Source organism: Devosia lacusdianchii, from assembly GCF_022429625.1.
GTDB classification, from domain to species: Bacteria; Pseudomonadota; Alphaproteobacteria; order Rhizobiales; family Devosiaceae; genus Devosia; species Devosia lacusdianchii.
Genome location: NZ_CP092483.1, coordinates 2,988,231 through 3,011,518 on the forward strand (window position 1 = coordinate 2,988,231; position 23,288 = coordinate 3,011,518).

Here is a 23,288-nt window from a genome sequence, read left to right on the forward strand (position 1 = left end):
GCTCCGGGGCTGCGCAGGCGAAGGCCGGAACCGCTTGGCGCCGCACCTCGATCAGTCATGAGGGATATCCAGCTTGGAGAGCCGGATGGCAGCTAGACTAAAATGTTAGCCCTGCCCCGGACAATCGCACTTTTCGCACAGCCGCCCTGCGTGAAAGGACTGACGCTCAAAATCTTAACGCTTTCGATTCACCCGCGCGAAAGGCAACACGGCTAGGCTGCGGCGGCTATGCTGCGGAGCTGCGCCATGACTGTTCCTGCCCTCGCCACCACCAGCCTGTCCAAAAGCTTTGACCGACCCGTGGTCAGCGCGCTGGATCTGACGGTGCGCGCCGGTGAGTTCTACGCGCTGCTCGGCCCCAACGGCGCCGGCAAGACCACCATTCTGCGCATGGTCGCCGGCCTGTTGCAGCCCGACGAGGGCAGTATATCCATTTTCGGCATCGACGCCCGGCGCGATCCGATCGCCGCCAAGCGCATCGTCGCCTGGGTCTCGGACGAGCCCATGGTCTATGACCGGTTGACCCCTCTCGAGTATCTCGAATTCGTCGCCGGCCTCTGGCAGATCGACGCCACGACCGCGCAGGCCAAGGCCGATGAGCTGATCGACTGGCTTGGCCTGCGGCCCCATGCCAACGAGCTTTGCGGCGGTTTCTCCAAAGGCATGCTGCAAAAGGTTGCCCTGGCCGGGGCGCTCGTGCACGACCCCAAGCTCATCATCCTCGACGAGCCACTGACCGGCCTCGACGCTGGCTCCGCCCGGCAGGTGAAGGATGTGCTCCTCGGCAAGGTGCGTGACGGCGTCACCGTCATCATGACCACCCACATCCTTGAAGTGGCCGAGCGCATGGCCGAGCGCATCGGCGTCATCGCCAAGGGCCGGCTGATCGCCGAAGGCACGCTGGCGGAGCTTCGTACGCGCATCGGCCGCGAGTCCAGCCTTGAGGACATTTTCCTCGATCTGGTGGCCGAAGGCACGGAAGCGGCATGAGCGCGAGGCCGGCATCGCTGACCTGGTTCGCCCGTCACGAGCTCAATCTCGCCTGGCGCGAATGGGTTGCGATGATGACCGGCGGCCGCCGGACCCGTGGTGTCGGCCTCGTCATCTTCTTGGCCTGTGCGGCGCTCGTGCTGCACGCCATGGCATTCGGGCTCGTCCTGCCCTGGGTTCGGCACGGCATCGCCTCGGACAAGGCAACGCTGGTCATGATCACCGGCTCTGGCCTGCTGTTCTGGACGGTGATGCTGTCCCAGGCGCTGGAATCGGTGACGCGGGTCTATTACGCCCGCTCCGATCTCGACCTGATCCTGTCGTCGCCCGCTTCGTCGCAGCGGCTGTTCGCCGTACGCACCGGCTCGGTGGCGCTCTCGACCGTCGCGCTAACCGCACTGCTAGCTAGCCCGCTGATCAATATGCTGGCCATTCTCGACGGCCCGAAATGGCTCGCCGCCTATGGCGTGGTCATTGCGCTGGGCGCTCTGTCCACGGCCATCGCCGTCGCCGTCACTATTACCCTCTTTCGCGTCGTTGGCCCGAGGCGCACGCGGCTGATGGCCCAGATCGTCGCCGCCGTGATCGGCGCGGGCTTTGTGATCGGCATCCAGGCGGCCGCGATCCTATACTACGGCAACATGTCCCGCTTCGCCCTGTTCCAATCGGCCGACGTCATCGCCGCGGCGCCCGAAGCGGGTAGCATCCTCTGGGCGCCAGCCCGCGCCGCTATGGGCGATTTGGGCCTGCTTGCCGGCGTATTGGTCATCGGCCTTGGGGCGCTCGTCGTCACCATCGCCGTGACGGCATCCAGCTATGGCCGCCATGCCATTTCTGCGGCGGGCATCAGTCATGTCCGCAGCCAGCGCCGACCCGCTGCCCGCCGGTTCCGCCCGACCTCGCAACGTCAGGTGCTGCGCATCAAGGAATGGCGCCTGTTGCAACGCGATCCCTGGCTGCTGTCGCAAACCCTGATGCAGATACTCTATCTCGTGCCGCCCGCCCTGCTGCTCTGGATGAATTTCGGCAACAGCTCGGGAGCGTTCGTGGTCGTCGTGCCGGTGCTGGTGATGGCATCGGGCCAACTGGCCGGCGGTCTCGCCTGGCTGGCGATCTCGGGCGAAGACGCGCATGACCTGGTCGTCACAGCCCCTGTCCATCCGCGCACCGTGCTGCTCGCCAAAATCGAGGCCGTGCTGATCGTCATCGCCGTCGTGCTGGCCCCGTTACTCTTGTTGATGGCCATCACCTCCCCACGCATGGCGCTGATAACCGCCTTCTGCGCCGCTCTGTCGGCCGGCTCAGCAACGGCTATCCAGCTCTGGTTCCGGGTTGTCGCCAAACGCTCAATGTTCCGCCGCCGTCAGGTGGCCTCCCGAGCCGCCACGCTGAGCGAAGCGTTTGCCTCGATCATGTGGGCCGGCACAGGCGCCCTCATGGCCGCCGGGACCTGGCTCGCCATCGGCCCGGCGATCATCGCCATTCTGGTGCTCGGCCTCGCAAAGCTGATCAGCCCCCGCCGCGCCTAGCCCAGCCGGACATAGCGCGGCTGCCGCCGGCGTCGAGGTTGGCGCAGCAGCGAAGACACCGCAATGCCGAGCAGCGACAGCGCCGGTAGCAGGGCACCGACCCAGCCAAGATCGCCGGGCGTGCCATACTGCAGCACCAGCCCACCAATCAGCGATCCCGATGCTATGCCCAGGTAAAGCGCCGAAGCGTTGAGCGACAACACAAGTGGCGCATTGGTCGGCGAAAGGCTGAGTAGATGGCTCGACTGGGCCGGCGGAAAAGCCCAACCGGTGGCACCCCAGACGAAGATGAGCGCAAAGAAGGCGGGCGCCATCAGACCAGTGGGCAGGTGCGCCGCCAATGAGATGGCAACAAGCATCACCATGTTCAGCAGCGCAGCGCCGATGACTGTCGGCCGCGCCCCGACGCGATCGGCCAACTGTCCGCCCGCCGCATTGCCGAAAGCCGCGCCGATGCCGAAAGCCAGCAAGACCAGCGGAACCAGATCCCGCGGCAGGCCGATGGCCTGTGTGGTCACCGCAGCGAGGTAGATGATGACGGTGAAGGCGCCCGCCAGATTGAGCCAGGTTGTCATCAGCGCTCCGGGAACACCGGGCAGTGCCACAGCCGCGATGCGCTGACGGAGGCTGAGTTGAGCACCGCGCAAGCCTAACGGCAGCAACAGCCACACAGCCGCGGCGGCAATCACGCCAAAGCCGGCCACCATGAAGTAGCTACCGCGCCAACTGACGAGACCGGCCACCAAAGCGCCCAGTGGCGCACCAAAGGCCACCGCCATGGTGGTGCCACCGACAATGACGGAGATGGCCCGGGCGCGATGATCCGCCGACGAAATGGCGACACCGGTCGCCTGGGCCGTCGCCGTGTAGAGGCCGGCCGAAAAGGCCATCAGGATGCGGGCCGCCATCAGGTCGGCATAGCCATAGGAAAGGCCGGCCCAAACCGCGCCGACCGAGAACAGCAGCGCCGTGACGGCCAGTATGCGCCGCCGATCGGCAGTACCGGTGAGTGCGGCCAAGACGGGGGAACCGAAAGCATTAGCTAGGGCAAAGGCGATAACCAGGTAACCGGCTTGGGTCAGCGAGACGCCTGTGGATTCGGCGATTTGCGGCAAGAGGCTCGAAATAGCGAAGCTCTCAACGCCAATGGCGAAGGTGCCTACCGCCAGCCAGATCAGACGGATATCCATAAGAACGATCCTTGTTCAAAATTCATTGAACAATTGAACCTCGCCCGCCCTCGTGTCAATGCCTTGTCCAACAGATGTTGAACTAAGCACGAAAAACGGCTACATAGCGGCCATGACATTGCCGCATCCCGATACCGACCAGATCAATCTGTCCACTGTTCTTGCCGCCCTTGGCGACGAGACACGGCTGGCCATTGTCGGTTGCCTGGCGCGCTGCGAGGATATGGGCGGGCTGGTCTGCGGCCAATTGGGCAGCCTGACGTCCAAGACCAACCTTACCTACCACGTCGCCAAGCTGCGCGAGGCGGGGGTCATCAATGTCCGGCCCGAAGGCACCCGCCGCCGCGTCACGCTCCGTCGAGCCGATCTCGACAGCCGCTTTCCCGGGTTTTTCGACAGTGTCATTGCCAATGCCATCGATATGCCGCTGGTTGAGATGACCTTGCACGAACTGACCCTGCACGAAGTGACCTTGCCGGGGGTACCCGCTCGCGCTTAAACGACAGCCAAACGAGGCTGCTGCCATGACCACCACGCTAATCTATCGCGACGCCACATCCGCCGACGTCAGCACCATCCTGACACTTAGCCACGCCGGCGACGCACGCGGGATCGACACACCGCCACTTGATCAGGCGACCCTGGACGACCCAAGACATCGCGCTGCTTTCGACGAGATCACCGCCGATCCAAGACATCGCCTGATCGTGGCAGAGAAGGATGGGGAGATCGTCGGCACGCTGCAAATCAGCCTGATTCCAGGTCTGCCCCGTTTCGGCATGAAGCGGGGGCTCCTCGAAAACGTCCATGTCCGCGCCGACCAGCGGGGCACGGGTCTCGGCACGCAAATGGTACAATGGGCCATCGAGCGCTGTCGCGAGGCCGGCTGCGGCATGGTGCAGCTGACGTCCAACAAGGTGCGCAAGGATGCGCACCGATTCTATGTGAAGCTCGGCTTCGCCCAGAGCCACGAGGGCTTCAAGCTGCTGCTCTAGCTACCAAAGGCTGTTATTGGTCGCCGGATCGTCACCGGTCTTGCCGTCCGGCCGGTCAAGCTTGCCGATCGCGGCCATGTCGTCCTCGTCCAGCTCAAAATCGAACACGTCGATATTGGCTTTGATGCGCTCGGCATGGACTGACTTGGGGATTACGATCAGCCCCTGCTGCAGGTGCCAGCGCAGGATTGCCTGGGCCGGACTTTTGCCGTGCTTTTTGGCGATGCCGCCAATCACGGCATTGTCTAGAATACCGCTGCCGCTGCCCAGCGGGCTATAACTCTCGATCGCGATGTCGTGCTGGTCGTGGAACGCCCGGACGTCCAATTGCTGGAACTCGGGATGCACCTCGATCTGGTTGATCGCCGGGGTCACACCCGTATCCCCGATGATCCGATCCAGATACTCGGGCAGGAAGTTCGAAACCCCGATCGAGCGGATGCGGCCATCGCGCTGCAATTGCACGAAGGCTTTCCAGGTATCCGAATAGCGGTCATGCGCTGGCACCGGCCAATGGATGAGGAACAGATCCAGATAGTCGAGACCCATCCGATCAAGCGTCCCCATCAGTGACTTCAGCGTACTGTCATAGCCCTGATCTCGCGTACGGAGCTTGGAGGTGATGAAGAGCTCTTCCCGCGGCACGCCACTCTCAGCGATCGCCTTGCCGACGCCGGCCTCGTTGCCATAGCCCTGCGCCGTATCGATGGACCGATATCCGGCTTTGATTGCAGTCTGGACAGCCTCGGTAACAGCGCCGTTGGGCACTTGCCAGACACCGAAGCCAAGCTGGGGAATGGTCTTGCCGTCGTTGAGGGTGATTGCGGGAATATCGGCCATGGCTGGCTCCTTTGGAATGGTACCACCCTAACGAATGGGCTGCCCCATGGTTCAATGCACGGATGGCTCGAATGCCCCATGAACGGGTTTCGGTCCGCCCACGGCCCGATTAGAATGGCGGCGCTGGCTGGAGACTCGCCATGGCCGATACCAACACCAAGCCCCGCACCAAGACCGTCGTGAAAACGGCCAGACCGCCGCTGCACAAGGTCATTCTGCTCAATGACGATTACACACCGCGCGAATTCGTGGTGCGCTTGCTGAAGGCCGAGTTTCGCGTGCCCGAAGCGCAGGCACTCGGCATCATGCTCACCGCCCACACCAAGGGTGCCTGCATCGTCGCCGTCTTCACCAAGGAGATCGCGGAGGAAAAGGCCACCCGCGCCACCGAGTTCGCCCGCAATGAGGGCTACCCGCTGATGTTCACCACCGAGCCGGAAGAATAATCAGGCCCGCGCAAAGCGAAGCTTCGAGCGCTCCTTGCGCTTCTCGGCCTCTTCCTCCCGGTCCTTGGGCGGCGCATTAGTCTCGAGCGACTTGAGCAGCTTGCGCACCGACTTCTCGATCTCTTCCACCGCGTCGTAGAAGGCGGATTCATTGCCCTTCGATGGCGCCGAATAACCCGAGATCTTGCGAACGAACTGCAACGCAGCATCATGCATCTCGTTCTTGGTCGCCGGCGGCTCGAAATTGAACAAGGGCTTGATGTTTCTACACATGGCGGCTCTCCGCAAATTGGGTTTGGCCCCATTCTGACATCTCTGGCCCGGAGAGCCAACAGCCAATACTAAATTGTCTACCTAACTATTGACACATTCCCCAACTCCATTTAGTTAAGCGACATCTTAACTAAATGGAGTTGGAGATGAGCACGACCCGGTCGCACGACGGCACACCCATCGGCTATACCGCCATCGGCAGCGGCCCGGCCATTGTGATGGTCATGGGCGCTACCCAGTTTCGAGGCATTGATCCCAGCGCCGTTGCACTCGGCCGCATTTTGTCGGATCGTTTCACCTTCGTGATATACGATCGTCGCGGCCGGGGCGAAAGCGGCGACACCCAGCCTTATGCGGTAGCGCGGGAGATCGAAGATATCGCGGCAGTGATCGAAGCCGTTGGCGGCGAAGCCAGCCTTTATGGGTCATCCTCTGGCTCCGTTCTTGCCATCGAGGCGGCGGCTGCCGGCCTTCCGATCACAAACCTGGTGCTCTACGAACCGCCATTCCGCGTCGACCCCGACGATCCGCTGCGAACGCCGGCAGACTACCTGACCACGCTTGAAGGCCATATTGCGCGTGGCGATCGGGGAGCAGCCGCTACGCACTTCATGCACTATGTGGGCATGCCCGCTGACCATATCGAAGGCATGAAGCAGTCCGAGTTCTGGCCGGTGCTGGAAGCCATTGCGCCAACCCTGGCCTATGACGCTCGGGTCATGACCGATGCATACCGCGATGGACAATTTCCGGCCCGTTGGCAACGAGTGACACAGCCCACACTGGTGGTGACGGGAGACCAGACCTTCCCGTTCATCCCGGCATCGGTGGCTGCGGTCACTGCGAGCCTGCCCAGGGCGCGCTCCATCACCCTCGCCGGGCAAGGACATGGGCCCAGCCCCGACGCCATCGCGCCGGTACTGGCCGAGTTTATGGGCAGCGATTAGATTCCGAGATCAACCGGCACCGGCGGCGCCTCGTTGAGCACGGTGATCTTGATGCGCTCATTGGCCGCCTGGTACGGGTCGTTGGGGAAGAACGGATCGGCCGTCGAGCGCCCGACGACCGAGCTGATCCGGTCGTCGGCAAGGCCGAACTCGCCTAACAGCGCGCGCACCACATTGGCGCGGTCCGCCGACAATTCCCAGGAACCGTAACGCGGATTGGCATAGGTCCCGCCGGCGGCCGTGTGCCCGGAGATCGTGATCTGGTTGGAGAGCTTCTGCAGGATCGGCCCCAGGGCGGCAATCGCCTGCCGGGCTTCCTCGGTCGGGTACTTCGATCCCTCCGGGAACATCGGCCGCCCCTCCTGATCGATGATCTGGATGTTGAGACCTTCCTCGGTCTGCTCGACGATCAGATTATCCGACATCTCGGTAATGTCGGGCAGTGCCTGCCACGCCTGCCTGATGCTGGCGGCGGCGCTGTGGAAGGCCTGGTCGTCCTCCGATTTGATTTCATCCTGCGAGGTCGCGACCACTGTCTCAGCGCCTTGCGCGCCGAGGCCCGTCTCGGGCGAGCCGAATTCGGTGCTGTTGGGCGACGTCGCCGCATCCTGGGTGGCGTCGAGCATCGACCCGGCCATCTTGGCGCCAGTGCTGTCCATGGCCGTCCCACCAAGCATGCCGCCGGAGCCACTGGTCGAGGGCGCCACGTTCGGCGGCGCGAAATAGTCAGCCAGCCCTTCCTTCTGCTCCGGCGTGGTCATGCTGATCAGCCACAGCAGCAGGAAGAACGCCATCATGGCGGTCACGAAGTCGGCATAAGCAATCTTCCAGGCGCCGCCATGATGGGCATGCGCGGCCTTCTTGACCTTCTTGATGATGATCGGCCGGTCATACTGGGCCATGGCTCAGCGCTTTCTCAGACTCAGGTTGAGGCTTGCAGGTTTGAGGTCGATTCATCGATCTCGGCAAAGGTCGGACGGTCTTCCGACAGCAGCGCCTTGCGGGCGAACTCGACGGCCATAACAGGCACCTGGCCGGAAATATGGGCAAGCAGCCCGGCCTTCAGCGACAGGAAGTACTTCGACTCCGCCTCATAGCTGTTGCGCAGCGACTGGGCGAACGGGCCGAAGAACCCGTAAGCGACGAACACGCCGAAGAACGTACCAACAAGCGCGCCGCCGATCATGTGACCCAGCACTTCAGGGGGCTCGGCGATCGAGCCCATGGTCTTGATCACGCCCAGCACGGCGGCCACGATGCCGAGCGCCGGGGTACCGTCAGCCAGCGACTGCATGGCGTTGACGAGCCGGTGTTGCTCCTGATGGTGGGTTTCCAGTTCCTCATCCATCAGCGCTTCGATCTCGTGCACGTTATTGGCCCCGAGCGTGACCATGCGCAGGTAGTCGCAGACGAATTCCACGGCGTGGTGGTTGGCGGCGAATTTCGGAAAGCGGTTGAACAGCGTCGATTCGTGCGGGTTTTCGATGTGCTGCTCAAGCGCCAGAATGCCCTTGGACTGCACTAGCTTATAGAGCGTGAACTGCATGCCGAGCAGTTCGATATAAGCGGCCTTGTTGTACTTCGGCCCCTTGAACAACGTGCCGAACGTGCCCATCGTCCCCTTCAGCACCGCCCCGCTATTGCCGATGATGAATGCGCCGATCGCCGCACCCAGGATGATGACATACTCGAACGGCTGGAACAGCACTTCGAGGTGTCCCCCGAGCGCCATATAGCCCCCGAGCACACTGGCAAACACGACAACGATACCGATAATGAGGCGCATGGCACCAGACACTCACGTTTAAGGCCGTCGCGTCGCAGCAATGCGTTGCCACCAGCGCCGAACTGCCCCGCCCGACTGACTTGGAGCGAACGAACCGCTCCTACCGTGCCACTATCGCGGAAGTAACCTTAACAGCCGGTGTATCCGAGCCGCGCTCCAGCGTCCGTGATCGATGCAAATTCTGCGGCTTAACGCTTCAAAAGCATGGAAATTCCCGACGTCAGCAAGCGTGTGCCGAAGGCGAACGGAATTCCCTTATGCGTCAGTACGTCACCGGGCAAATCGGCATCGCCAGTCCTGAACCGGGTGCAAATCCGCATCTCTATCGGTGGAGCATCTGCGCCGAGACGGTCGCGATACACCGTCACCCAATGCCTGATATCGTCGAAGCCGACATACATGGCCGAGTTGCAGCAACTCGCCACCAAACGGCTCGTCGCTGAATTGTCCTTGATTTTGTAGGGCCTCAGCAAGGCCTCGCCTTGCACGCAGCGGAACCGATCGCGGCGATAAAGTACGTAGGCCGTGCCGCCATAGGCATCCCGAACCGCCGGCGCATCGGGCAAAGCCTCGATCTGCTTCGAGCCGGTCTGGCAGTCGTCGCAATAGCAGGCAACGCTGGCAATGGGCGTGCCCATCACCTCGATCTGCACCCGGCCGCAGGCGCATGCACCGACCCAACCCTTGCTAGCCATTCCCGATCTCAGCTTTGTTGCGTTCCATAGGCCGCGAGGAACGCGCGCACCCCTTCAGTTGCCTGGCGCCGCAATTCCGCTTCGCTCGGAATAGCACTGTCACCCAGCAGCATTGCCCGGTTCAGCGCTTCGGACATCACCAGCCAGTTGAAGTGCGCCGCGGCCATCGCCGAGTCGTCGAACTTAAGCAGCCCCCGCTCCCGCAGGCTCTCGAAGGCAGTCGCCAGCGCCGCCATGGCGCGCATCGGCCCGCGCTCATAGAGCACCTTGGCCAGCTCGGGGAATCGCGCGACCTCGCCCACCACCAGCCGCCGTAATTGCATCAGCCGCGGCGTCAGCACCACCGTGAGCTGCTCGAAGGCATAGTCGAACAGATACTTGGACAACGCCGCGCTGTCCTCGGCCGTTGGCCGCATCGTATGAACGGCATCGCCCGCGGCGCCCGTCATGCTGGTGACGATCTCGATGAACAGCCCTTCCTTGCTCGCGAAGTGCTTGTAGACGGTCTGCTTGGACACCTCCGAGAGCGCCGCGATCTCGTCCATGTTTGTGCCCAGATACCCGCTGCGCAAAAACACTTCCGTCGCCGCATCCAGGATCGCCCGCCGCTTTTGCGCCGACCTGCCCTGCTCCATGCTGTCCGAAATACCTACCGAAACCACCTCGTCACCGCCACCTGTGAAAGCCTATTGACACATCAGTACTGTACGGTCTAGTTTTTTGCAACCACCAGTACTAGACGGTCCAGTTCAGTTCATAAATCCAACAGGAGGTGCTTCGATGCACATTCAATTTGCCGAACTTCCCGTGTTCGACCAGGATCGCGCCAAGCGCTTCTACGTCGGCAATCTTGGTTGCAGCGTCGCTTCGGATGCCCCCATGGGCGCCGACGGCTGGCGCTGGATCGAACTGCAATTCGCCGGCGCCGAAACCCGGCTGCATTTCATCCACCGCAACGACGAGGCGCCATCCGACATCCCTACCCTGGTGCTGGTCGAGGCCGATGTTGCCGGTGCCGTTGCCGCACTGAAGGCCAAGGGCGTCGAGATTATCACCGAACCGCAGGAGGCACCTTGGGAGCCCGGTCGCACTGTCGCCGAATTTCGCGACAGCGAAGGCAACCGCATGGTGATCGGCAGCAAATGACCATGTCCAAAATCCCCACCCTGCTGGCCGCACTCGCCGCCCTTCTCCTGGTCAGCCCGCTTCCCGGCCTCGCCCAAAACACTCAACCCACAGTCACAGGATCCACCATGACCCAATCCGCCATGCTCAAAGTCCCCGGCGCCGAAATCTATTATGAAACCATCGGTTCCGGCCCCACCCTGCTGATCATCCCGGGCGGCCCGCAGGATGCTGGCGTGTTCGCCGACCTGGCCCGGCAATTGGCCGATCGCTACACCGTTGTGACTTATGACCCGCGCGGCAATTCGCGCACCGTGGTCGATGGCCCGCTCGGCGAGTTGGACCTCGACACGCAGGCTGACGACGCCGCCGCGCTCATCGCCAAAATTGGCGGCCCGGCGCATGTCTTCGGCACCAGCGGCGGCGCACAGATCGGCTTCAATCTTGCCGCGCGTCATCCCGAGAGCGTCGCCACCCTGGTCGCGCACGAACCGCCGACTACCGTTCTGCTACCCGACCCGACCGCAGCGCAGGCCGCCGATCAGGCGCTCTATGACACCTACAAAAATCATGGCGTCGAAGCGGCCATGGGCCAGTTCTTTTCCGAGAACGGGTTGGAAGACGCCGAGGCGCCGCCCGACTACGAAATGCCGCCTGAGGAAGCCGAAACCTTTGGTCGCGTCATGGGCAATTTCGAGTACTGGCTGGCGCACGGCATGCTGCCGCTCTCCAACTATGAGCCCGATGTGGCAACGCTTCGCGCCGGCAAGCCGCGCATCGTGGTTGCGCTCGGCGAGCAATCAGCCGGACAGCCCATCTCGGAAATGACCAACGCCGCCGCCACCGCTTTGGGCAGCACGCCGGTGACCTTTCCCGGCGATCACATGGGCTTCGGCCCTCAGGCCGAGGCCTTTGCCAGGACGCTGGACGAAACCCTCTCCAAACCCTGATCCCGGCGTGGCCGCGCTTTCGAGCGCGGCCACAGCATGTCAACGATCGGCCGGTCTTCGGGCGACGATGAAGACTGCCTGATCCCTGGCTGGCTGCCATTGATGCTCGACGGCGAAACCTGCGGCGCGCAGACTGGCCACCAGTTCTGCTGTCGTCATCACATCGAGCTGCGGCAGCAGGCCCAATCTTTGGCCGAGCGGCGCGAAGAGCTTGAAGACCTTCATGGTGTCGCCCACGCAGGCCGTGCTCGACACGAAGACCCCGCCCGGCTTCAGCAGGCGATAGACCTTGGCGATCACGTCGGCCTTGTTCTCCAGCAGATGCAATATGCTCATGCCCAGCACAACATCGAAGCTACCGGCGGGGGCCTCATAGCCCGCAATTTCGGCATTGCTGAACGTAACGTTGTCGATGCCCCTTTCGTTGGCAGCCGCCCGTGCGAACGCCAGCATGTTCTCCGAGAAATCGATGGCCTCGATGTGCTTCACATAGGGCGCATGGGCGAGGGCGGTGCCGCCAGTGCCGCAGCCAAACTCGAACACGCTCATCTCGGGCCGCAGGTAGCGCCGCGTGGTATCCAGCTTGATCTGGTAGACCTCTTCGTCGGCGATGGGCCGCCGCGCATAGGTGTCGGCCATCTTGTCCCAAAACCGGCTCGCCTGGGCCATCATCCCACCTGTTGCGCAAGAAAATGCGGAAACGCGTCAGAGATATATAGCTGGCTGGCGCGGAAAAAAGCCTCCGCCGTGACCCGGATCATCATGCCTCCGCTCAAGGGCTTGGCGTCGCGTTCGCAAAAACGGCAAACTGAGCGTCAAACGCCCGCTGGAATGCAGGTCGCGCCTTGCCGCGCTCGACATAGGCAACAAGGTTGGGAAACTCGGCCACAAGCGGCGTTGCCGCCGGCCGCCGCAGCAACCCCACCATCATGATATCCGCGATGCTGAAATCACCATCGAGCCATTCGGCATCGCCGAGACGATTGGACAATTCACCCAGCCGCTTGCGCACGCGCTCATCGAGCATAGGCATGCGCTCCGCCTGCCACGGCTTGTCGCGCTCGACAAGCAAAGCCCCTTCCCGCTCGATGATCGATGCCTTGACTGTGTCGCTCGCCGCGAACATCCACATGATGGCCCGCGCCGTCGCATCGGGATCATCCGGCAGCAGGCCGGCATGCTGGCCCGCGATGTGGATCAGGATTGCCCCCGACTCGAACAGGGCCAGGTCGCCCTCTTCATAGGTCGGAATCTGTCCGAACGGGTGTACCGCCAGATGGGCCGGCTCCTTCATCGCCTTGAACGAAACCAGGCGCACCTCATAAGGCTGCCCCACCTCTTCCAGAGCCCAGCGGACCTGCATATCCCGCGCGAAGCCCTTGCCGCGATCCGGAGACGTTTCGAAGGCGGTGATGGTGGGTGTCATGGCTAGCTCCAATAAATGCGTGGCGGCCTCTGCGTCCTTGCGCGGCCATCAAGATGACGAACGACTGCCGGCCTCCTCGACAGCCTATCCCCTTTTTCCCTGAGATTAGCGCCCGCGTCTCCGGACCCTCCCAGTTGCCGCGCCGCCGCTCGCCGACTACTTTTCCCAGATTCGGGAGCATCCATGTCCAAAGCCTTGCCCATCGCCCTCGCCCTCCTGCTCGCCGCGCCGGCTCTGGCCGACGAGTGGCGCTATGAGAATGCCAGCGTACCCATCGCCTATTTCGACACTGGCGCCGCCCAACTGCAATTCGCCTGCCGCGGCGGCGACCTCGCCATGGGCTTCTGGGTCCGAAAGCCCGAAGCCCACGTTGCCCAGGCCGGCTCCATCAGCGTCGCCATCACCCCCGATGCCGCCGAAACCAGCACCGTCTCGACAACATCGGGCACCAGCTTCGCCCAGGAAATCCCCCTCATCCACAGCGACGGCAGCTCGGTGATCGTCCGCGGCCCCGTGGCGCGGCGATGGGCGCGGATTGCGCAGGCAGCACGGGACACGATCCGGGTGGCCTATGTCCGGCAGACGGCATCGGGCGCGCTGGACGTGTTTGATGCGAATGTGTTCGGGGCAAAGGGGTCCAAGTCCGCGATCGGGAAGGTGTTGGAGCGGTGTGGGTAACCAGGCAGATGTGAACGCCGCCCCGCCTTGCGGCGTCACGGGGCCGGCGCGCAAGGAGCGCCCTGCCGAGCGCGAGAGCGCCGGCGGGGGAGCGCAAGAGCGCCCTTCGGGATCACGGTGTGAAGCGGCTTTCGCCCCGACGGCTTGCGCCGCCTGATTGGTTATTGAAGGGCGAAAGCCGCTTCACACGAATGGGGTTTTGGGCAGGTTCGGACCAGGTACGCTGTATCGCAAGCGCAGCTGCCGGGTTCCCCCTGCCTGGACCAGGCGACCCCGATCCACCCATCTCCCCGCCCAATGCCTCGTCAGCACCGCGTGAGCGGCGGGAATGGGTGGAGTATGGCGGAGCCGATTGGGGGCGGGGATAAGTTTTCTGCCGAGGGTGGAAGCGAGCCGCGTTACCCGAACCACCCACGGTGCCCACCATACACCACCGGCCGTCACCCTCGGGCTTGACCCGAGGGCTCTTCACTTGACGATGTCGTCCCAAAGATCGCGCCATTCGGGATTGTTCTCTTCGATCAGCGCTTCTTTCCAGCTGCGATACCATCGCTTCAACGACGTTTCGCGCTGGATGGCCATGGTAATGTCGTCATGCTGCTCGAAATACACCAGACGCTTTATCTCGCGGTACTTCGTATAGCCTTTCACCAGCCCTGCGCGGTGCTCGTAGACCCGGCGAAGCAGGTCATTGGTCACACCGATATAGGTGCGCCCGCGTCGCATATTGGCAAGGATGTACACAAAGCCGCCCATGGCCAACATCTTGAAGTACAGAGCCCTCGGGTCAAGCCCGAGGGTGACGCGCGGTGGGTGGCCGGAATTTCGGGCATCCTATGGACTGAAAACTTCAAAGACGTTTCTTAGTAACGCTTCGATGTGAGCAGCTACCTCATTCGGACCAACCTGCAGGCTGTTTGGGTGGCCCGCACCGTTTCGTAAGGTTAGGGCCTGCTCCAATCTCTGCTTGGTGTTCTTGCCAAGTACTGAGATGGCGACAAGGCGATTGAGGAAGTCAGCCTCCTTCATCACCCCAATGTCGTCTGCTGTTACCGCGACCTTCCATTTTGCATCTATGCGCTTTGCTTCGGCGTTGAATTGCGAAAGGTGCGACTTGACCACGTCCTTTTTTATGACGTCTAGCGCTGCGAGCCAAGACATCACAATGGCCGACCGAAAAAGGCGGGCCTCATAGCAAGCAATGGCTTCTTCGACAAAATTTCGTGTATCCTTGTCCGTGATCTTAGCAAGGTGGGTTCTAAGATCTATGGCAACCTGTGTTGCCGCCGGACTCCCCCACGTTGCTCCCAATTCTGGCAGCTTCGCCTTGCCCTTTTCGGAGAGCTCATAGCCACCGTTGATCTGAATAGCGACGCCTTTTGCTCGGGCTATTATGTCGGAAATGTTCCAGCCGACCATGTTGCAGCCGACCGACCCCGCCTTAGAGCGGATGTCTTTGACACTCGCTGGTTGCGAGAAGGCCGCGAGCGTTAATAGTACCCGGTCGATCCGCTGGAGCCCGTCCGCTTGTAGCAGTAATTTCAGCTCTGCATCACTCAGCTTCAAGTCGCGACCTTAGCGATGTTTGTTCGGCCGCTGTCAAAGAGTAGGCGCTTCCTGTCAACTCGTTTAGCCTCTTGCTGCCCACAAGGCTTTTCAGCGCGGCGGTCAAGTTGCCGCCCATGCTGGCCTTGTAATAAGCCGTAGCGCTCTGCATCGCACTCAGTAGGTCAGCGCGCTTGAAGCTCGCCATTCCCTGGCCAATTTGGAGATAAGCCGCGGCAGCAATTACCAGGTCCGGACCACTGCTTACCGAGAGGCGAGCCGCGATCGTGCCCACAGCCATGTTCAGGGTGGTCAGGGCCGCATCGCCAGCACTGCCCGCAGCAGTGGTAGAAGCGCTGTTTGACAGAGTGTTGAAGGCAGCCGCAGGTGTAATACCAACCAGACTTTCCAAGTGGCTAAAAAGGTCTTTGATGGCATCGGCATCGAACTGAGCATCACCTTCGTACTCAAATTCAACATGACCCATCTTGATTTTTAGTTTTGAAGTCAACTTCCTATCCCTCCCCAATCCCATCTCAAGTTACTTGGAGGTGCGTGTGATTCCAAGATGGTGTCATTTTGCGGGGCGGGGCCGGTATTCGCGCAGCAAGGGTCCAGCCCTGACGAGCGTGACCACCAACAATCAAAGTAGCCACAATCCCGCGGTCCTATCAGGAAGCAATGGTGACTACTTTCACCACCCCTTCCCTTCCCCGCCCACTTCCGCTAGACAGCCCACCTAACCACCCGGTCCAAGCCTTCCCGAAGCGCTGCAACGCCCTGTTGCCGTGCGCATACGGTGCGGGTGGTCACGAGCCGGGTGATTCTTTCTCGCCCGACCCCGCGTCCCCGGACGCGTCCTAGAGTTGAGCGAGCGCCATGCCAAAACGTACCGACATCAAATCGATCCTCATCATCGGTGCGGGTCCGATCATTATCGGGCAGGCCTGCGAGTTCGATTATTCCGGCACCCAGGCGTGCAAGGCACTCAAGGAAGAGGGCTACCGGATCATTCTGGTGAACTCCAATCCGGCGACGATCATGACCGATCCTGATCTGGCCGACGCCACCTATATGGAGCCGATCACCCCCGAAGTGGTCGCCCGCATCATCGAGAAGGAACGCCCTGACGCCCTGCTGCCCACCATGGGCGGCCAGACGGCGCTGAACTGCGCACTTTCGCTGCGCAAGATGGGCGTGCTGGAGAAGTTCGGCGTCGAGATGATCGGCGCCACGGCCGAAGCCATCGACAAGGCGGAAGATCGCGAACTGTTCCGCGACGCCATGAAGAAGATCGGCCTCGAAACCCCGCGCTCCATGCTGGCGCACAACACCATCGAGGCCCTGCAGGCGCTCGAAGTCATCGGACTGCCCGCCATCATCCGCCCCAGCTTTACCCTGGGCGGCACCGGCGGCGGCATCGCCTATAACCGCGAAGAGTACCTCGCCATCGTCGAGAGCGGCGTCGATGCCAGCCCGACCAACGAGGTGCTGGTCGAGGAAAGCGTGCTCGGCTGGAAAGAGTACGAAATGGAAGTTGTCCGCGACAAGAAGGACAACTGCATCATCATCTGCTCGATCGAAAACATCGACCCGATGGGCGTCCATACCGGCGACTCCATCACCGTCGCCCCGGCGCTGACGCTGACCGACAAGGAATACCAGATCATGCGCGACGCCTCGCTGGCGGTGCTGCGCGAGATCGGCGTCGAAACCGGCGGCTCCAACGTGCAGTTCGGCATCAACCCGGCTGACGGCCGCATGGTCGTCATCGAAATGAACCCGCGCGTCTCGCGCTCCTCGGCCCTCGCCTCCAAGGCCACCGGCTTCCCCATCGCCAAGGTCGCAGCGCGCCTCGCGGTCGGCTATACGCTGGACGAACTCGACAACGACATTACCGGCGGCATGACCCCGGCCTCGTTCGAGCCGACCATCGACTATGTCGTGGTGAAGATCCCGCGTTTCGCCTTCGAAAAATTCCCCGGCTCCGACAACCGCCTGACCACCTCGATGAAGTCGGTGGGCGAGGCCATGGCCATCGGCCGTACCTTCCAGGAATCGCTGCAGAAGGCCCTGCGCTCGCTGGAAACCGGGCTGACCGGCCTCAACGAGATCGGCATTCCCGGCCTCGGCGAAGGCGAAGACAAGAACGCCATCAAGGCCGCCTTGGGCACCCCGACCCCCGATCGCCTGCTGCATGTGGCCGAAGCCATGCGCAAAGGCCTCTCGGTCGAAGAAATCCACGAAGCCTGCAAGATCGATCCATGGTTCCTCGAGCAGATGCTCGGCATCGTCGAGACCGAGAACAAGGTCCGCCAATTCGGCCTGCCGCAGGACGCGGAGAACCTGCGCTCGCTCAAGGCCATGGGCTTCTCCGATGCCCGCCTGGCCCAGCTCGCCAATGTAAAACCTGCCGACGTGCGCAAGCTGCGCCATTCGCTTGAGGTTCGCCCGGTCTATAAGCGCATCGACACCTCTGCCGCCGAATTCGCCTCGCCGACCGCCTATATGTATTCGACCTACGAGACGCCCTTTGCCGGCATCGTGGCCGACGAGGCCAAGCCGTCCGACCGCAAGAAGGTCGTCATCCTCGGCGGTGGCCCCAACCGTATCGGCCAGGGCATCGAGTTCGACTATTGCTGCTGCCATGCCGCCTTCGCGCTGGCCGATGCCGGCTACGAGACCATCATGGTCAACTGCAATCCCGAAACCGTCTCGACCGACTACGACACCTCCGATCGCCTCTATTTCGAGCCGCTGACCGAGGAAGACGTCATCGAAATCCTGCTCACCGAAAAGCAGAACGGCACGCTGCATGGCGTGATCGTGCAGTTCGGTGGCCAGACCCCGCTCAACCTCGCCGAAGCCGTGCTCAAGGCAGGCGTGCCGATCCTGGGCACCCAGCCCGACGCCATCGACCTGGCCGAAGACCGCGACCTGTTCAGCAAGCTGCTTAACAAGCTTGAACTGACCCAGCCCAAGAACGGCATCGCCTATAGCCTCGAGCAAGCGCGCCTGGTTGCCGAGCGCCTGGGTTATCCGCTGGTCATCCGTCCCAGCTACGTGCTCGGCGGCCGCGCCATGGCGATCGTCCACTCGGCCAACGAGTTCGAACGCTATGTGCAGGATACGCTGACCGGCCTCGTCCCGCCCGACATCCTGCAGCGCTACCCCAACGACAAGACCGGCCAGATCAATTCGGTCCTGTCGGACAATCCGCTGCTGTTCGATGCATATTTGTCCGGCGCCACCGAAATCGACGTCGACGCCCTGTGTGACGGCAAGGACGTCTTCGTGGCCGGCATCATGGAGCATATCGAGGAAGCCGGCATTCACTCCGGCGACAGCGCCTGCTCCCTGCCCCCGCAGAACCTCAGCCCCGAGATCATCACCGAACTCAAGCGCCAGACTGCCGAACTCGCCTTCGCCCTCAAGGTCGGCGGCCTGATGAACGTGCAATATGCGCTCAAGGACGGCGTCATCTACCTGCTCGAAGTCAATCCGCGCGCCAGCCGCACGGTGCCCTTCGTCGCCAAGGTGATCGGCCAGCCCATCGCCAAGATCGCCAGCCGCATCATGGCCGGGGAAAGCCTCGCCAGCTTCAACCTGGTCGAGAAGACCTTCAAGCATATCGCCGTCAAGGAAGCCGTGTTCCCGTTCAACCGCTTCCCCGGCGTCGATACCGTACTGGGCCCGGAGATGAAGTCGACGGGTGAGGTCATCGGCCTCGACACCGATTTCGCCATGGCCTTCGCCAAGTCGCAGATGGGCGCCGGCTCCAAGGTCCCGGCCTCGGGCACGGCTTTCATCTCGGTGCGCGATCAGGACAAGCAATACATTGTCGATATGGCCCGCCATCTCGTCGAGGGCGGCTTCACCATCCTCGCCACCGGCGGCACCCAGAAATATCTGGTCGAGAATGGCGTCCCCGCCACCAAGATCAACAAGGTGCTCGAAGGCCGCCCGCATATCGTGGATTCGATGAAGAACGGCGGCGTGCAGCTGGTGATCAACACCACTGACGGCATGAAGTCGATCAGCGACAGCCGCGACATCCGCCGCACTGCCCTGCTCGCCAAGATTCCCTACTACACCACTATCGACGGCGCCCTCGCCGCGGTGGAAGGCATCGTCGCCCTGCAAAAGGGCAGCCTCCAGGTCCGCTCGCTGCAAAGCTATTTCGCGGCCTAGCGGATACCCCCACCTAGCCTCCCCCTGACAGGGGGAGGCATCGATGCAGTGGTAGCGGCAAGATCGAGCCATAAACTCGATCAGTGGGAGGCTAGGAGGGGTGCTCCGATCCCTCCGCTTGACACCTCCGCCGCGATAACTATCCTCTCCGCATCATGATGATGATCCAGTCCAACAAGTTCGCAGTGTTCCTCGGCGCCTGATGGCGCCCATCTCGGGCACACATTGAGCGGCGCGCCGCTCTGTTAGGCCACGCCAGTGGCCACGCGAACTCATGGACATTCAATGCCTGCCAATTTTGCCGCGCTCTCCGCAGCGCAGATTGACGCATTCATCACTGACGGTTTCGTCCGCATCGACGACGCCTTCTCGCGCGAGGTGGCCGATGCCGCCCGTGCCATTCTCTGGGCCGATACCGGCTGCGATCCGGATGATCCCGCCACCTGGACCAAGCCGGTCATCCGCCTCAACCAGTATGGTCAGCCGCCTTTCAAGGCGGCGGCCAATACGCCGGTTCTGCATGCCGCGTTCGATCAACTGGTCGGCGCCGGTCGCTGGGTGCCGCGCAGCGTGCTCGGCACGTTTCCGGTGCGCTTCCCCTCGGCGGATGATCCGGGCGATGCGGGTTGGCACGTCGATGTCAGCTTTGGCTTCGACGATCCGGATTTCATGTCCTGGCGCGCCAATGTCAGCTCGAAAGGGCGAGCCCTCCTGATGCTGTTTCTGTTCTCCGATGTTGGAGAACAGGACGCCCCCACCCGCATTCGTGTCGGCTCGCATCTCGATATCGCCCGCCAACTGGCTCCATCAGGCGAAGCGGGCCTGACCCTGCGCGAACTGGCCGCCGATGGCTTTGCCAGCACAGCTCACTGCCCCGAGGTCCTGGCTACAGGTGCCGCGGGCACGGTCTATCTCTGCCATCCGTTCCTGGTGCATGCGGCCCAGCCCCATCGCGGCACTAGGCCACGCTTCATGGCGCAGCCGCCGCTCGTGCCAGCCAGCCCGCTGCAGATCGACCGCGCGGATGGCGCCTATTCCCCCGTCGAACTGGCAATCCGCGTCGCCCTGGACCAGGGCTGAGTCAACCTGGGCGGATCGCACCGGTCCGCCCAGTACTCGCTTCTTCGTCCGGGCGCGCCAGGACGAAGAAGCCATTGCAACGACCCTATGCCCCCGAACGGACAGGAAATCCCAGAGCGATCATCCGCAGCCCCTCACGCTGCCACAGCACCAAGCTCATCCCGACGCTGCGCACCGCCATGCCCACCGCACTCGCCAATGCCGCCCCGACAATGCCAAGAGCCGGTATCGCGATCACGCCAACCGCCAAAGTTGCAGCCAGCCCGATCAAGCCCACGACGAGCCCCTCCCGCTGCCGTCCGGTAACGATCAGCACCTCGCCGGCCTGGCCCGCCATGGCGCGCACCACCATGCCGCAGCCCAGCACCCACATCGCCACCTGCCCTGTCTGAAATTGTGGCCCGAATGCCCCCAGCAGCAGCGGGGCCGCGAACATCGCGACCAGAACCGCCCCGACGGTGGCCCAAAGCGTCAGCCGCGTCGATTGCGTAATGCTGCGCTGGAGATCCGTCCGCGACCGCCCCGCCAAGTCCAGCGCAAACCGCCGCCCGGCGACCAACGTCATCGCATAGGCAACAAAGCCCGCCAGCGCCAGGCATCTGGCCGCAGCAAAATAGACGCCCACATCCTCTGGTTGAGCCAGAACGCTGAGCAGTAACAAGTCTGCATAGCCGGTGAGGTCTTCCAGACCCGAGAGCAGCAGCAACGGCAACGACGCCAGGAGCCACAGCCGCCGCTGCCCGCGGCTCGCGCGCCCCAACAACGGCGCCAAGCGGCCCAGCCGCCGCCCCAGCGTGACCGCCAGTCCGATGGCGGTCACGGCCATGGCCCCGATCATCACTGCGCCGACGAGCGGCAGGTCCAGCGCCACGCCCCGTCCAGCAAGCCCCAGGCAGGTTACCCCGACCAGTACAGGGCGGACGATATAGACCGGCACTGCGGCCAGCCGGAACCACCCGAAGCTGCGCGCCACGCCTTCAAGAAAATACTCGATGGCGAGGAATGGCAGCCCCAGCGCCACCAGCAGCACCATTAACCACGGTCCAGTCGCTCCGGCGAACAAAGCCGCCGAAACCGCGAGGACCGCCAGGAGCACGCTTGCCGCGATCACGACCTGCAGACCGAACCGCCAATACCCACGAAGCGCCGTTTGGCGCCCCCGAAGCTGATAGCGCGGCAAAAACCGTACACTCGATTCTGCAAAGCCGAGCGCTGCGAAGCTGCCCAAAGCCAGCATCCAGGTCCAAAGCGTCACGAAGCCGCCATAGCCATCGGCGGGCATGAGTCGCGCCAACAGTACCTGGAGGCCGAACACCAAACCCGCACTGGCAAGACGGATCAGCAGCGCCAGCGCCGCATCAAATCCACTGCTCTTATTATCAGACATACAGCAGCAGGCAGGCGGCGGGACGAAGCCAGTTGACGGTAGACTGCCAGGCAGCAGGGGCCCAGGCATGCAAGCGCTTGAGGGCCGGCCGTACCGTCGGCAGCCATGCCCCGGCATAGATCCAACCTTTCCAGGTCAAGGCCTCGGCCCGGGTGGTTATGGAGATTGTGCGATTGGTCCAACTTTCCTTGTAGCTGGCGCGATTGATCAGCAGGTCATATCCGCTGACACCGGCATCGATCAGCCAGCTCACCGTCATGTCCATCTGAACCTTGCCCGGCGACATGTCCTTCAAATCCCAGTCGAAGCCGCCGATATAGGCGTAGTAGTGCCGGTTCTGGATAAAGCCGAGCTCCAGCGCCACCACCCTGTCCCCTGCCCGCAGCACCGAAAGACAAGCGCCGCGCAACACCGCCTCGTCGCCATCGAGATCTGCCAGAAAGTCGCCATAGCCGGCCATGGCAAACCCGACGCTGTAGCGCCCCGTTTCCGTCAACCACCGCCGCTTCATCGTGGTCGCCAGTTGCACCAGATCTTTGAATTCCTCGTGCCCCGGCCAGATGACCTGGAAATCGAGCTCGCCTAGCCGCGCCAGGTGGTTGCGCCGCCGATTGCGATTGCGCTTCTGCACCTTGCCGAGTTGCTGCGCATAGTCCTCGGACGAACTGTACTGCGTAAGGTCGAGGATCGAAGCGACGTTCTCGCTGCCGGCCACGACCGGCTTGTCGACCAGAAGACCCGCCAGCGCTGACCCCTCAGGCACAGAACGGGAAATGGTGATGTCTGCACCTGAGGCCCGCATGGCGTCGCGCATCATGCGCCCGACAGTCGACGCGCCGGCCGCTCCCTGACGCACCAGAGCACCGCAATACTGGCTATGTGGCACGCCCAGCGTTTCGAGCCGCCTCAGCCCGGCGGCCTCGACGATCATGCGCGGCCACACCGCGACCAGCAGGTCATCGAGCCAGAGGGTAACGACATAGGGCCGTGTTCCCGCATCATTGAAATGGCGCAGCCAGGTGCTGCACCAGTCATAGCTTTGGAAGTAACTCAGCGGATCAGCGCAGTGAATCTCGAGCCCGCGCCATGCTTCGGCGATAGCGTCGACCCCGTCCAGAGTTTCGATGATGCGCGTTTCCAGAATGCCCGGCTTCGACACGACTGCCCCCCGTCCGCTAAGGAGCACACTAGAGCCCAGAGTTGAACAAGCGATTG

At 62.7% G+C, this 23,288-nt stretch carries 25 protein-coding genes; 11 read left to right on the forward strand and 14 right to left on the reverse strand.

All coding sequences use genetic code 11. From position 1 onward, the window contains the following. Window positions 1-246: 246 nt before the first annotated feature. Complete coding sequence (locus tag MF606_RS14745; RefSeq protein ID WP_240230103.1) at window positions 247-990, forward strand: ABC transporter ATP-binding protein; 744 nt, start codon at window positions 247-249, stop codon at window positions 988-990. Further along, window positions 987-2,519, forward strand: a complete 1,533-nt coding sequence (locus MF606_RS14750; RefSeq protein ID WP_240230104.1) for a permease — start codon at window positions 987-989, stop codon at window positions 2,517-2,519. Before MF606_RS14745 ends, MF606_RS14750 begins: the two co-directional genes overlap by 4 nt. Here MF606_RS14750 and MF606_RS14755 read toward each other — a convergent pair. Further along, window positions 2,516-3,709 (reverse strand): MFS transporter, encoded by a 1,194-nt coding sequence (locus tag MF606_RS14755; RefSeq protein WP_240230105.1) that lies wholly within the window; start codon window positions 3,707-3,709, stop codon window positions 2,516-2,518. The genes MF606_RS14750 and MF606_RS14755 overlap by 4 nt on opposite strands. A 112-nt stretch (window positions 3,710-3,821) precedes the next feature. On the opposite strand from MF606_RS14755, the gene MF606_RS14760 reads away from it, so the two are divergent. Together MF606_RS14760 and MF606_RS14765 are read left to right on the forward strand one after the other, a co-directional pair. After that, window positions 3,822-4,208: an ArsR/SmtB family transcription factor gene (locus tag MF606_RS14760; RefSeq protein ID WP_240230106.1), complete on the forward strand. Its 387-nt coding sequence runs from the start codon at window positions 3,822-3,824 to the stop codon at window positions 4,206-4,208. 25 nt (window positions 4,209-4,233) lie between these two features. Further along, complete coding sequence (locus tag MF606_RS14765) at window positions 4,234-4,704, forward strand: GNAT family N-acetyltransferase (protein WP_240230107.1); 471 nt, start codon at window positions 4,234-4,236, stop codon at window positions 4,702-4,704. Here the strand turns inward: MF606_RS14765 and MF606_RS14770 are convergent, their stop codons facing one another. Further along, entirely contained in the window at window positions 4,705-5,544 is an 840-nt protein-coding gene (locus MF606_RS14770; RefSeq protein ID WP_240230108.1) for an aldo/keto reductase, read from the reverse strand. It lies immediately after the preceding gene. A 140-nt stretch (window positions 5,545-5,684) separates the two neighbouring features. On the opposite strand from MF606_RS14770, the gene clpS reads away from it, so the two are divergent. Continuing rightward, window positions 5,685-5,990, forward strand: a complete 306-nt coding sequence (clpS, locus tag MF606_RS14775) for an ATP-dependent Clp protease adapter ClpS (protein ID WP_240230109.1) — start codon at window positions 5,685-5,687, stop codon at window positions 5,988-5,990. Here the strand turns inward: clpS and MF606_RS14780 are convergent, their stop codons facing one another. Beyond that, on the reverse strand, window positions 5,991-6,263 hold the full coding sequence (locus tag MF606_RS14780; protein WP_240230110.1) for a DUF2277 domain-containing protein: 273 nt from the start codon (window positions 6,261-6,263) through the stop codon (window positions 5,991-5,993). 146 nt (window positions 6,264-6,409) lie between these two features. Between MF606_RS14780 and MF606_RS14785 the strand changes: the two genes are divergently transcribed. Beyond that, window positions 6,410-7,210, forward strand: coding sequence for an alpha/beta fold hydrolase (locus MF606_RS14785; RefSeq protein WP_240230111.1), 801 nt, complete (start codon window positions 6,410-6,412; stop codon window positions 7,208-7,210). On the opposite strand, the gene MF606_RS14790 is transcribed toward MF606_RS14785, so the two are convergent. The 4 genes from MF606_RS14790 to MF606_RS14805 form a co-directional block, all read right to left on the reverse strand. Then, window positions 7,207-8,112 (reverse strand): flagellar motor protein MotB, encoded by a 906-nt coding sequence (locus MF606_RS14790; protein WP_240230112.1) that lies wholly within the window; start codon window positions 8,110-8,112, stop codon window positions 7,207-7,209. The two genes, MF606_RS14785 and MF606_RS14790, sit on opposite strands and share 4 nt — an antisense overlap. A gap of 20 nt (window positions 8,113-8,132) precedes the next feature. Beyond that, complete coding sequence (motA, locus tag MF606_RS14795; protein WP_240230113.1) at window positions 8,133-8,996, reverse strand: flagellar motor stator protein MotA; 864 nt, start codon at window positions 8,994-8,996, stop codon at window positions 8,133-8,135. A gap of 188 nt (window positions 8,997-9,184) precedes the next feature. Continuing rightward, window positions 9,185-9,691: a GFA family protein gene (locus MF606_RS14800; protein ID WP_240230114.1), complete on the reverse strand. Its 507-nt coding sequence runs from the start codon at window positions 9,689-9,691 to the stop codon at window positions 9,185-9,187. Between the two features lie 8 nt (window positions 9,692-9,699). Further along, on the reverse strand, window positions 9,700-10,326 hold the full coding sequence (locus tag MF606_RS14805; RefSeq protein WP_240230115.1) for a TetR/AcrR family transcriptional regulator: 627 nt from the start codon (window positions 10,324-10,326) through the stop codon (window positions 9,700-9,702). A 145-nt stretch (window positions 10,327-10,471) separates the two neighbouring features. On the opposite strand from MF606_RS14805, the gene MF606_RS14810 reads away from it, so the two are divergent. Both MF606_RS14810 and MF606_RS14815 read left to right on the forward strand, forming a co-directional pair. Further along, entirely contained in the window at window positions 10,472-10,837 is a 366-nt protein-coding gene (locus tag MF606_RS14810; RefSeq protein ID WP_240230116.1) for a VOC family protein, read from the forward strand. 107 nt (window positions 10,838-10,944) lie between these two features. Then, a complete protein-coding gene (locus MF606_RS14815) occupies window positions 10,945-11,766 on the forward strand; it encodes an alpha/beta fold hydrolase (RefSeq protein WP_240230117.1) in 822 nt (273 codons plus the stop codon). Window positions 11,767-11,805: 39 nt separating this feature from the next. Here the strand turns inward: MF606_RS14815 and MF606_RS14820 are convergent, their stop codons facing one another. Together MF606_RS14820 and MF606_RS14825 are read right to left on the reverse strand one after the other, a co-directional pair. Next, the gene (locus MF606_RS14820; protein WP_240230118.1) at window positions 11,806-12,435 is read right to left on the reverse strand and encodes a class I SAM-dependent methyltransferase; all 630 of its coding nucleotides are present in this window, start codon (window positions 12,433-12,435) and stop codon (window positions 11,806-11,808) included. Between the two features lie 103 nt (window positions 12,436-12,538). Then, entirely contained in the window at window positions 12,539-13,192 is a 654-nt protein-coding gene (locus MF606_RS14825) for a glutathione S-transferase family protein (protein ID WP_240230119.1), read from the reverse strand. Between the two features lie 183 nt (window positions 13,193-13,375). Here MF606_RS14825 and MF606_RS14830 point away from each other — a divergent pair, with 183 nt between their 5' ends. Continuing rightward, a complete protein-coding gene (locus MF606_RS14830; RefSeq protein WP_240230120.1) occupies window positions 13,376-13,870 on the forward strand; it encodes a hypothetical protein in 495 nt (164 codons plus the stop codon). A gap of 468 nt (window positions 13,871-14,338) precedes the next feature. Here the strand turns inward: MF606_RS14830 and MF606_RS14835 are convergent, their stop codons facing one another. The 3 genes from MF606_RS14835 to MF606_RS14845 all read right to left on the reverse strand — a co-directional run bounded on the left by MF606_RS14835 (window position 14,339) and on the right by MF606_RS14845 (window position 15,926). Next, on the reverse strand, window positions 14,339-14,626 hold the full coding sequence (locus tag MF606_RS14835; protein ID WP_240230121.1) for a GIY-YIG nuclease family protein: 288 nt from the start codon (window positions 14,624-14,626) through the stop codon (window positions 14,339-14,341). A 78-nt stretch (window positions 14,627-14,704) separates the two neighbouring features. Beyond that, complete coding sequence (locus tag MF606_RS14840) at window positions 14,705-15,436, reverse strand: hypothetical protein (protein ID WP_240230122.1); 732 nt, start codon at window positions 15,434-15,436, stop codon at window positions 14,705-14,707. Next, window positions 15,423-15,926 carry a hypothetical protein gene (locus tag MF606_RS14845; protein WP_240230123.1) on the reverse strand — a complete coding sequence of 168 codons (504 nt, stop codon included), beginning with the start codon at window positions 15,924-15,926 and terminating at the stop codon, window positions 15,423-15,425. The genes MF606_RS14840 and MF606_RS14845 overlap by 14 nt, the downstream gene beginning before the upstream one ends. 368 nt (window positions 15,927-16,294) lie before the next feature. On the opposite strand from MF606_RS14845, the gene carB reads away from it, so the two are divergent. Both carB and MF606_RS14855 read left to right on the forward strand, forming a co-directional pair. Beyond that, window positions 16,295-19,606, forward strand: coding sequence for a carbamoyl-phosphate synthase large subunit (gene carB, locus MF606_RS14850; RefSeq protein WP_240230124.1), 3,312 nt, complete (start codon window positions 16,295-16,297; stop codon window positions 19,604-19,606). A 285-nt stretch (window positions 19,607-19,891) separates the two neighbouring features. Next, window positions 19,892-20,686, forward strand: a complete 795-nt coding sequence (locus MF606_RS14855; protein WP_240230125.1) for a phytanoyl-CoA dioxygenase family protein — start codon at window positions 19,892-19,894, stop codon at window positions 20,684-20,686. 85 nt (window positions 20,687-20,771) lie between these two features. Here MF606_RS14855 and MF606_RS14860 read toward each other — a convergent pair whose 3' ends face one another. Further along, window positions 20,772-22,073, reverse strand: coding sequence for an oligosaccharide flippase family protein (locus MF606_RS14860; protein WP_240230126.1), 1,302 nt, complete (start codon window positions 22,071-22,073; stop codon window positions 20,772-20,774). Then, entirely contained in the window at window positions 22,066-23,232 is a 1,167-nt protein-coding gene (locus MF606_RS14865; protein WP_240230127.1) for a GNAT family N-acetyltransferase, read from the reverse strand. Before MF606_RS14865 ends, MF606_RS14860 begins: the two co-directional genes overlap by 8 nt. Between the last annotated feature and the right edge of the window lie 56 nt (window positions 23,233-23,288).

Bases quoted from the DNA above. Each gene is read 5' to 3' on its own strand.
- MF606_RS14785 (WP_240230111.1), top strand. From the start codon at position 6,410: ATGAGCACGACCCGGTCGCACGACGGCACACCCATCGGCTATACCGCC.
- MF606_RS14770 (WP_240230108.1), bottom strand. From the start codon at position 5,544: ATGGCCGATATTCCCGCAATCACCCTCAACGACGGCAAGACCATTCCC.
- MF606_RS14815 (WP_240230117.1), top strand. From the start codon at position 10,945: ATGACCCAATCCGCCATGCTCAAAGTCCCCGGCGCCGAAATCTATTAT.
- MF606_RS14825 (WP_240230119.1), bottom strand. From the start codon at position 13,192: ATGACACCCACCATCACCGCCTTCGAAACGTCTCCGGATCGCGGCAAG.
- MF606_RS14810 (WP_240230116.1), top strand. From the start codon at position 10,472: ATGCACATTCAATTTGCCGAACTTCCCGTGTTCGACCAGGATCGCGCC.
- MF606_RS14780 (WP_240230110.1), bottom strand. From the start codon at position 6,263: ATGTGTAGAAACATCAAGCCCTTGTTCAATTTCGAGCCGCCGGCGACC.
- MF606_RS14765 (WP_240230107.1), top strand. From the start codon at position 4,234: ATGACCACCACGCTAATCTATCGCGACGCCACATCCGCCGACGTCAGC.
- MF606_RS14800 (WP_240230114.1), bottom strand. From the start codon at position 9,691: ATGGCTAGCAAGGGTTGGGTCGGTGCATGCGCCTGCGGCCGGGTGCAG.
- MF606_RS14805 (WP_240230115.1), bottom strand. From the start codon at position 10,326: ATGGAGCAGGGCAGGTCGGCGCAAAAGCGGCGGGCGATCCTGGATGCG.
- MF606_RS14745 (WP_240230103.1), top strand. From the start codon at position 247: ATGACTGTTCCTGCCCTCGCCACCACCAGCCTGTCCAAAAGCTTTGAC.
- MF606_RS14835 (WP_240230121.1), bottom strand. From the start codon at position 14,626: ATGGGCGGCTTTGTGTACATCCTTGCCAATATGCGACGCGGGCGCACC.
- MF606_RS14820 (WP_240230118.1), bottom strand. From the start codon at position 12,435: ATGGCCCAGGCGAGCCGGTTTTGGGACAAGATGGCCGACACCTATGCG.
- MF606_RS14760 (WP_240230106.1), top strand. From the start codon at position 3,822: ATGACATTGCCGCATCCCGATACCGACCAGATCAATCTGTCCACTGTT.
- MF606_RS14755 (WP_240230105.1), bottom strand. From the start codon at position 3,709: ATGGATATCCGTCTGATCTGGCTGGCGGTAGGCACCTTCGCCATTGGC.
- MF606_RS14830 (WP_240230120.1), top strand. From the start codon at position 13,376: ATGTCCAAAGCCTTGCCCATCGCCCTCGCCCTCCTGCTCGCCGCGCCG.
- clpS (WP_240230109.1), top strand. From the start codon at position 5,685: ATGGCCGATACCAACACCAAGCCCCGCACCAAGACCGTCGTGAAAACG.
- MF606_RS14750 (WP_240230104.1), top strand. From the start codon at position 987: ATGAGCGCGAGGCCGGCATCGCTGACCTGGTTCGCCCGTCACGAGCTC.
- MF606_RS14855 (WP_240230125.1), top strand. From the start codon at position 19,892: ATGCCTGCCAATTTTGCCGCGCTCTCCGCAGCGCAGATTGACGCATTC.
- MF606_RS14860 (WP_240230126.1), bottom strand. From the start codon at position 22,073: ATGTCTGATAATAAGAGCAGTGGATTTGATGCGGCGCTGGCGCTGCTG.
- motA (WP_240230113.1), bottom strand. From the start codon at position 8,996: ATGCGCCTCATTATCGGTATCGTTGTCGTGTTTGCCAGTGTGCTCGGG.
- carB (WP_240230124.1), top strand. From the start codon at position 16,295: ATGCCAAAACGTACCGACATCAAATCGATCCTCATCATCGGTGCGGGT.
- MF606_RS14790 (WP_240230112.1), bottom strand. From the start codon at position 8,112: ATGGCCCAGTATGACCGGCCGATCATCATCAAGAAGGTCAAGAAGGCC.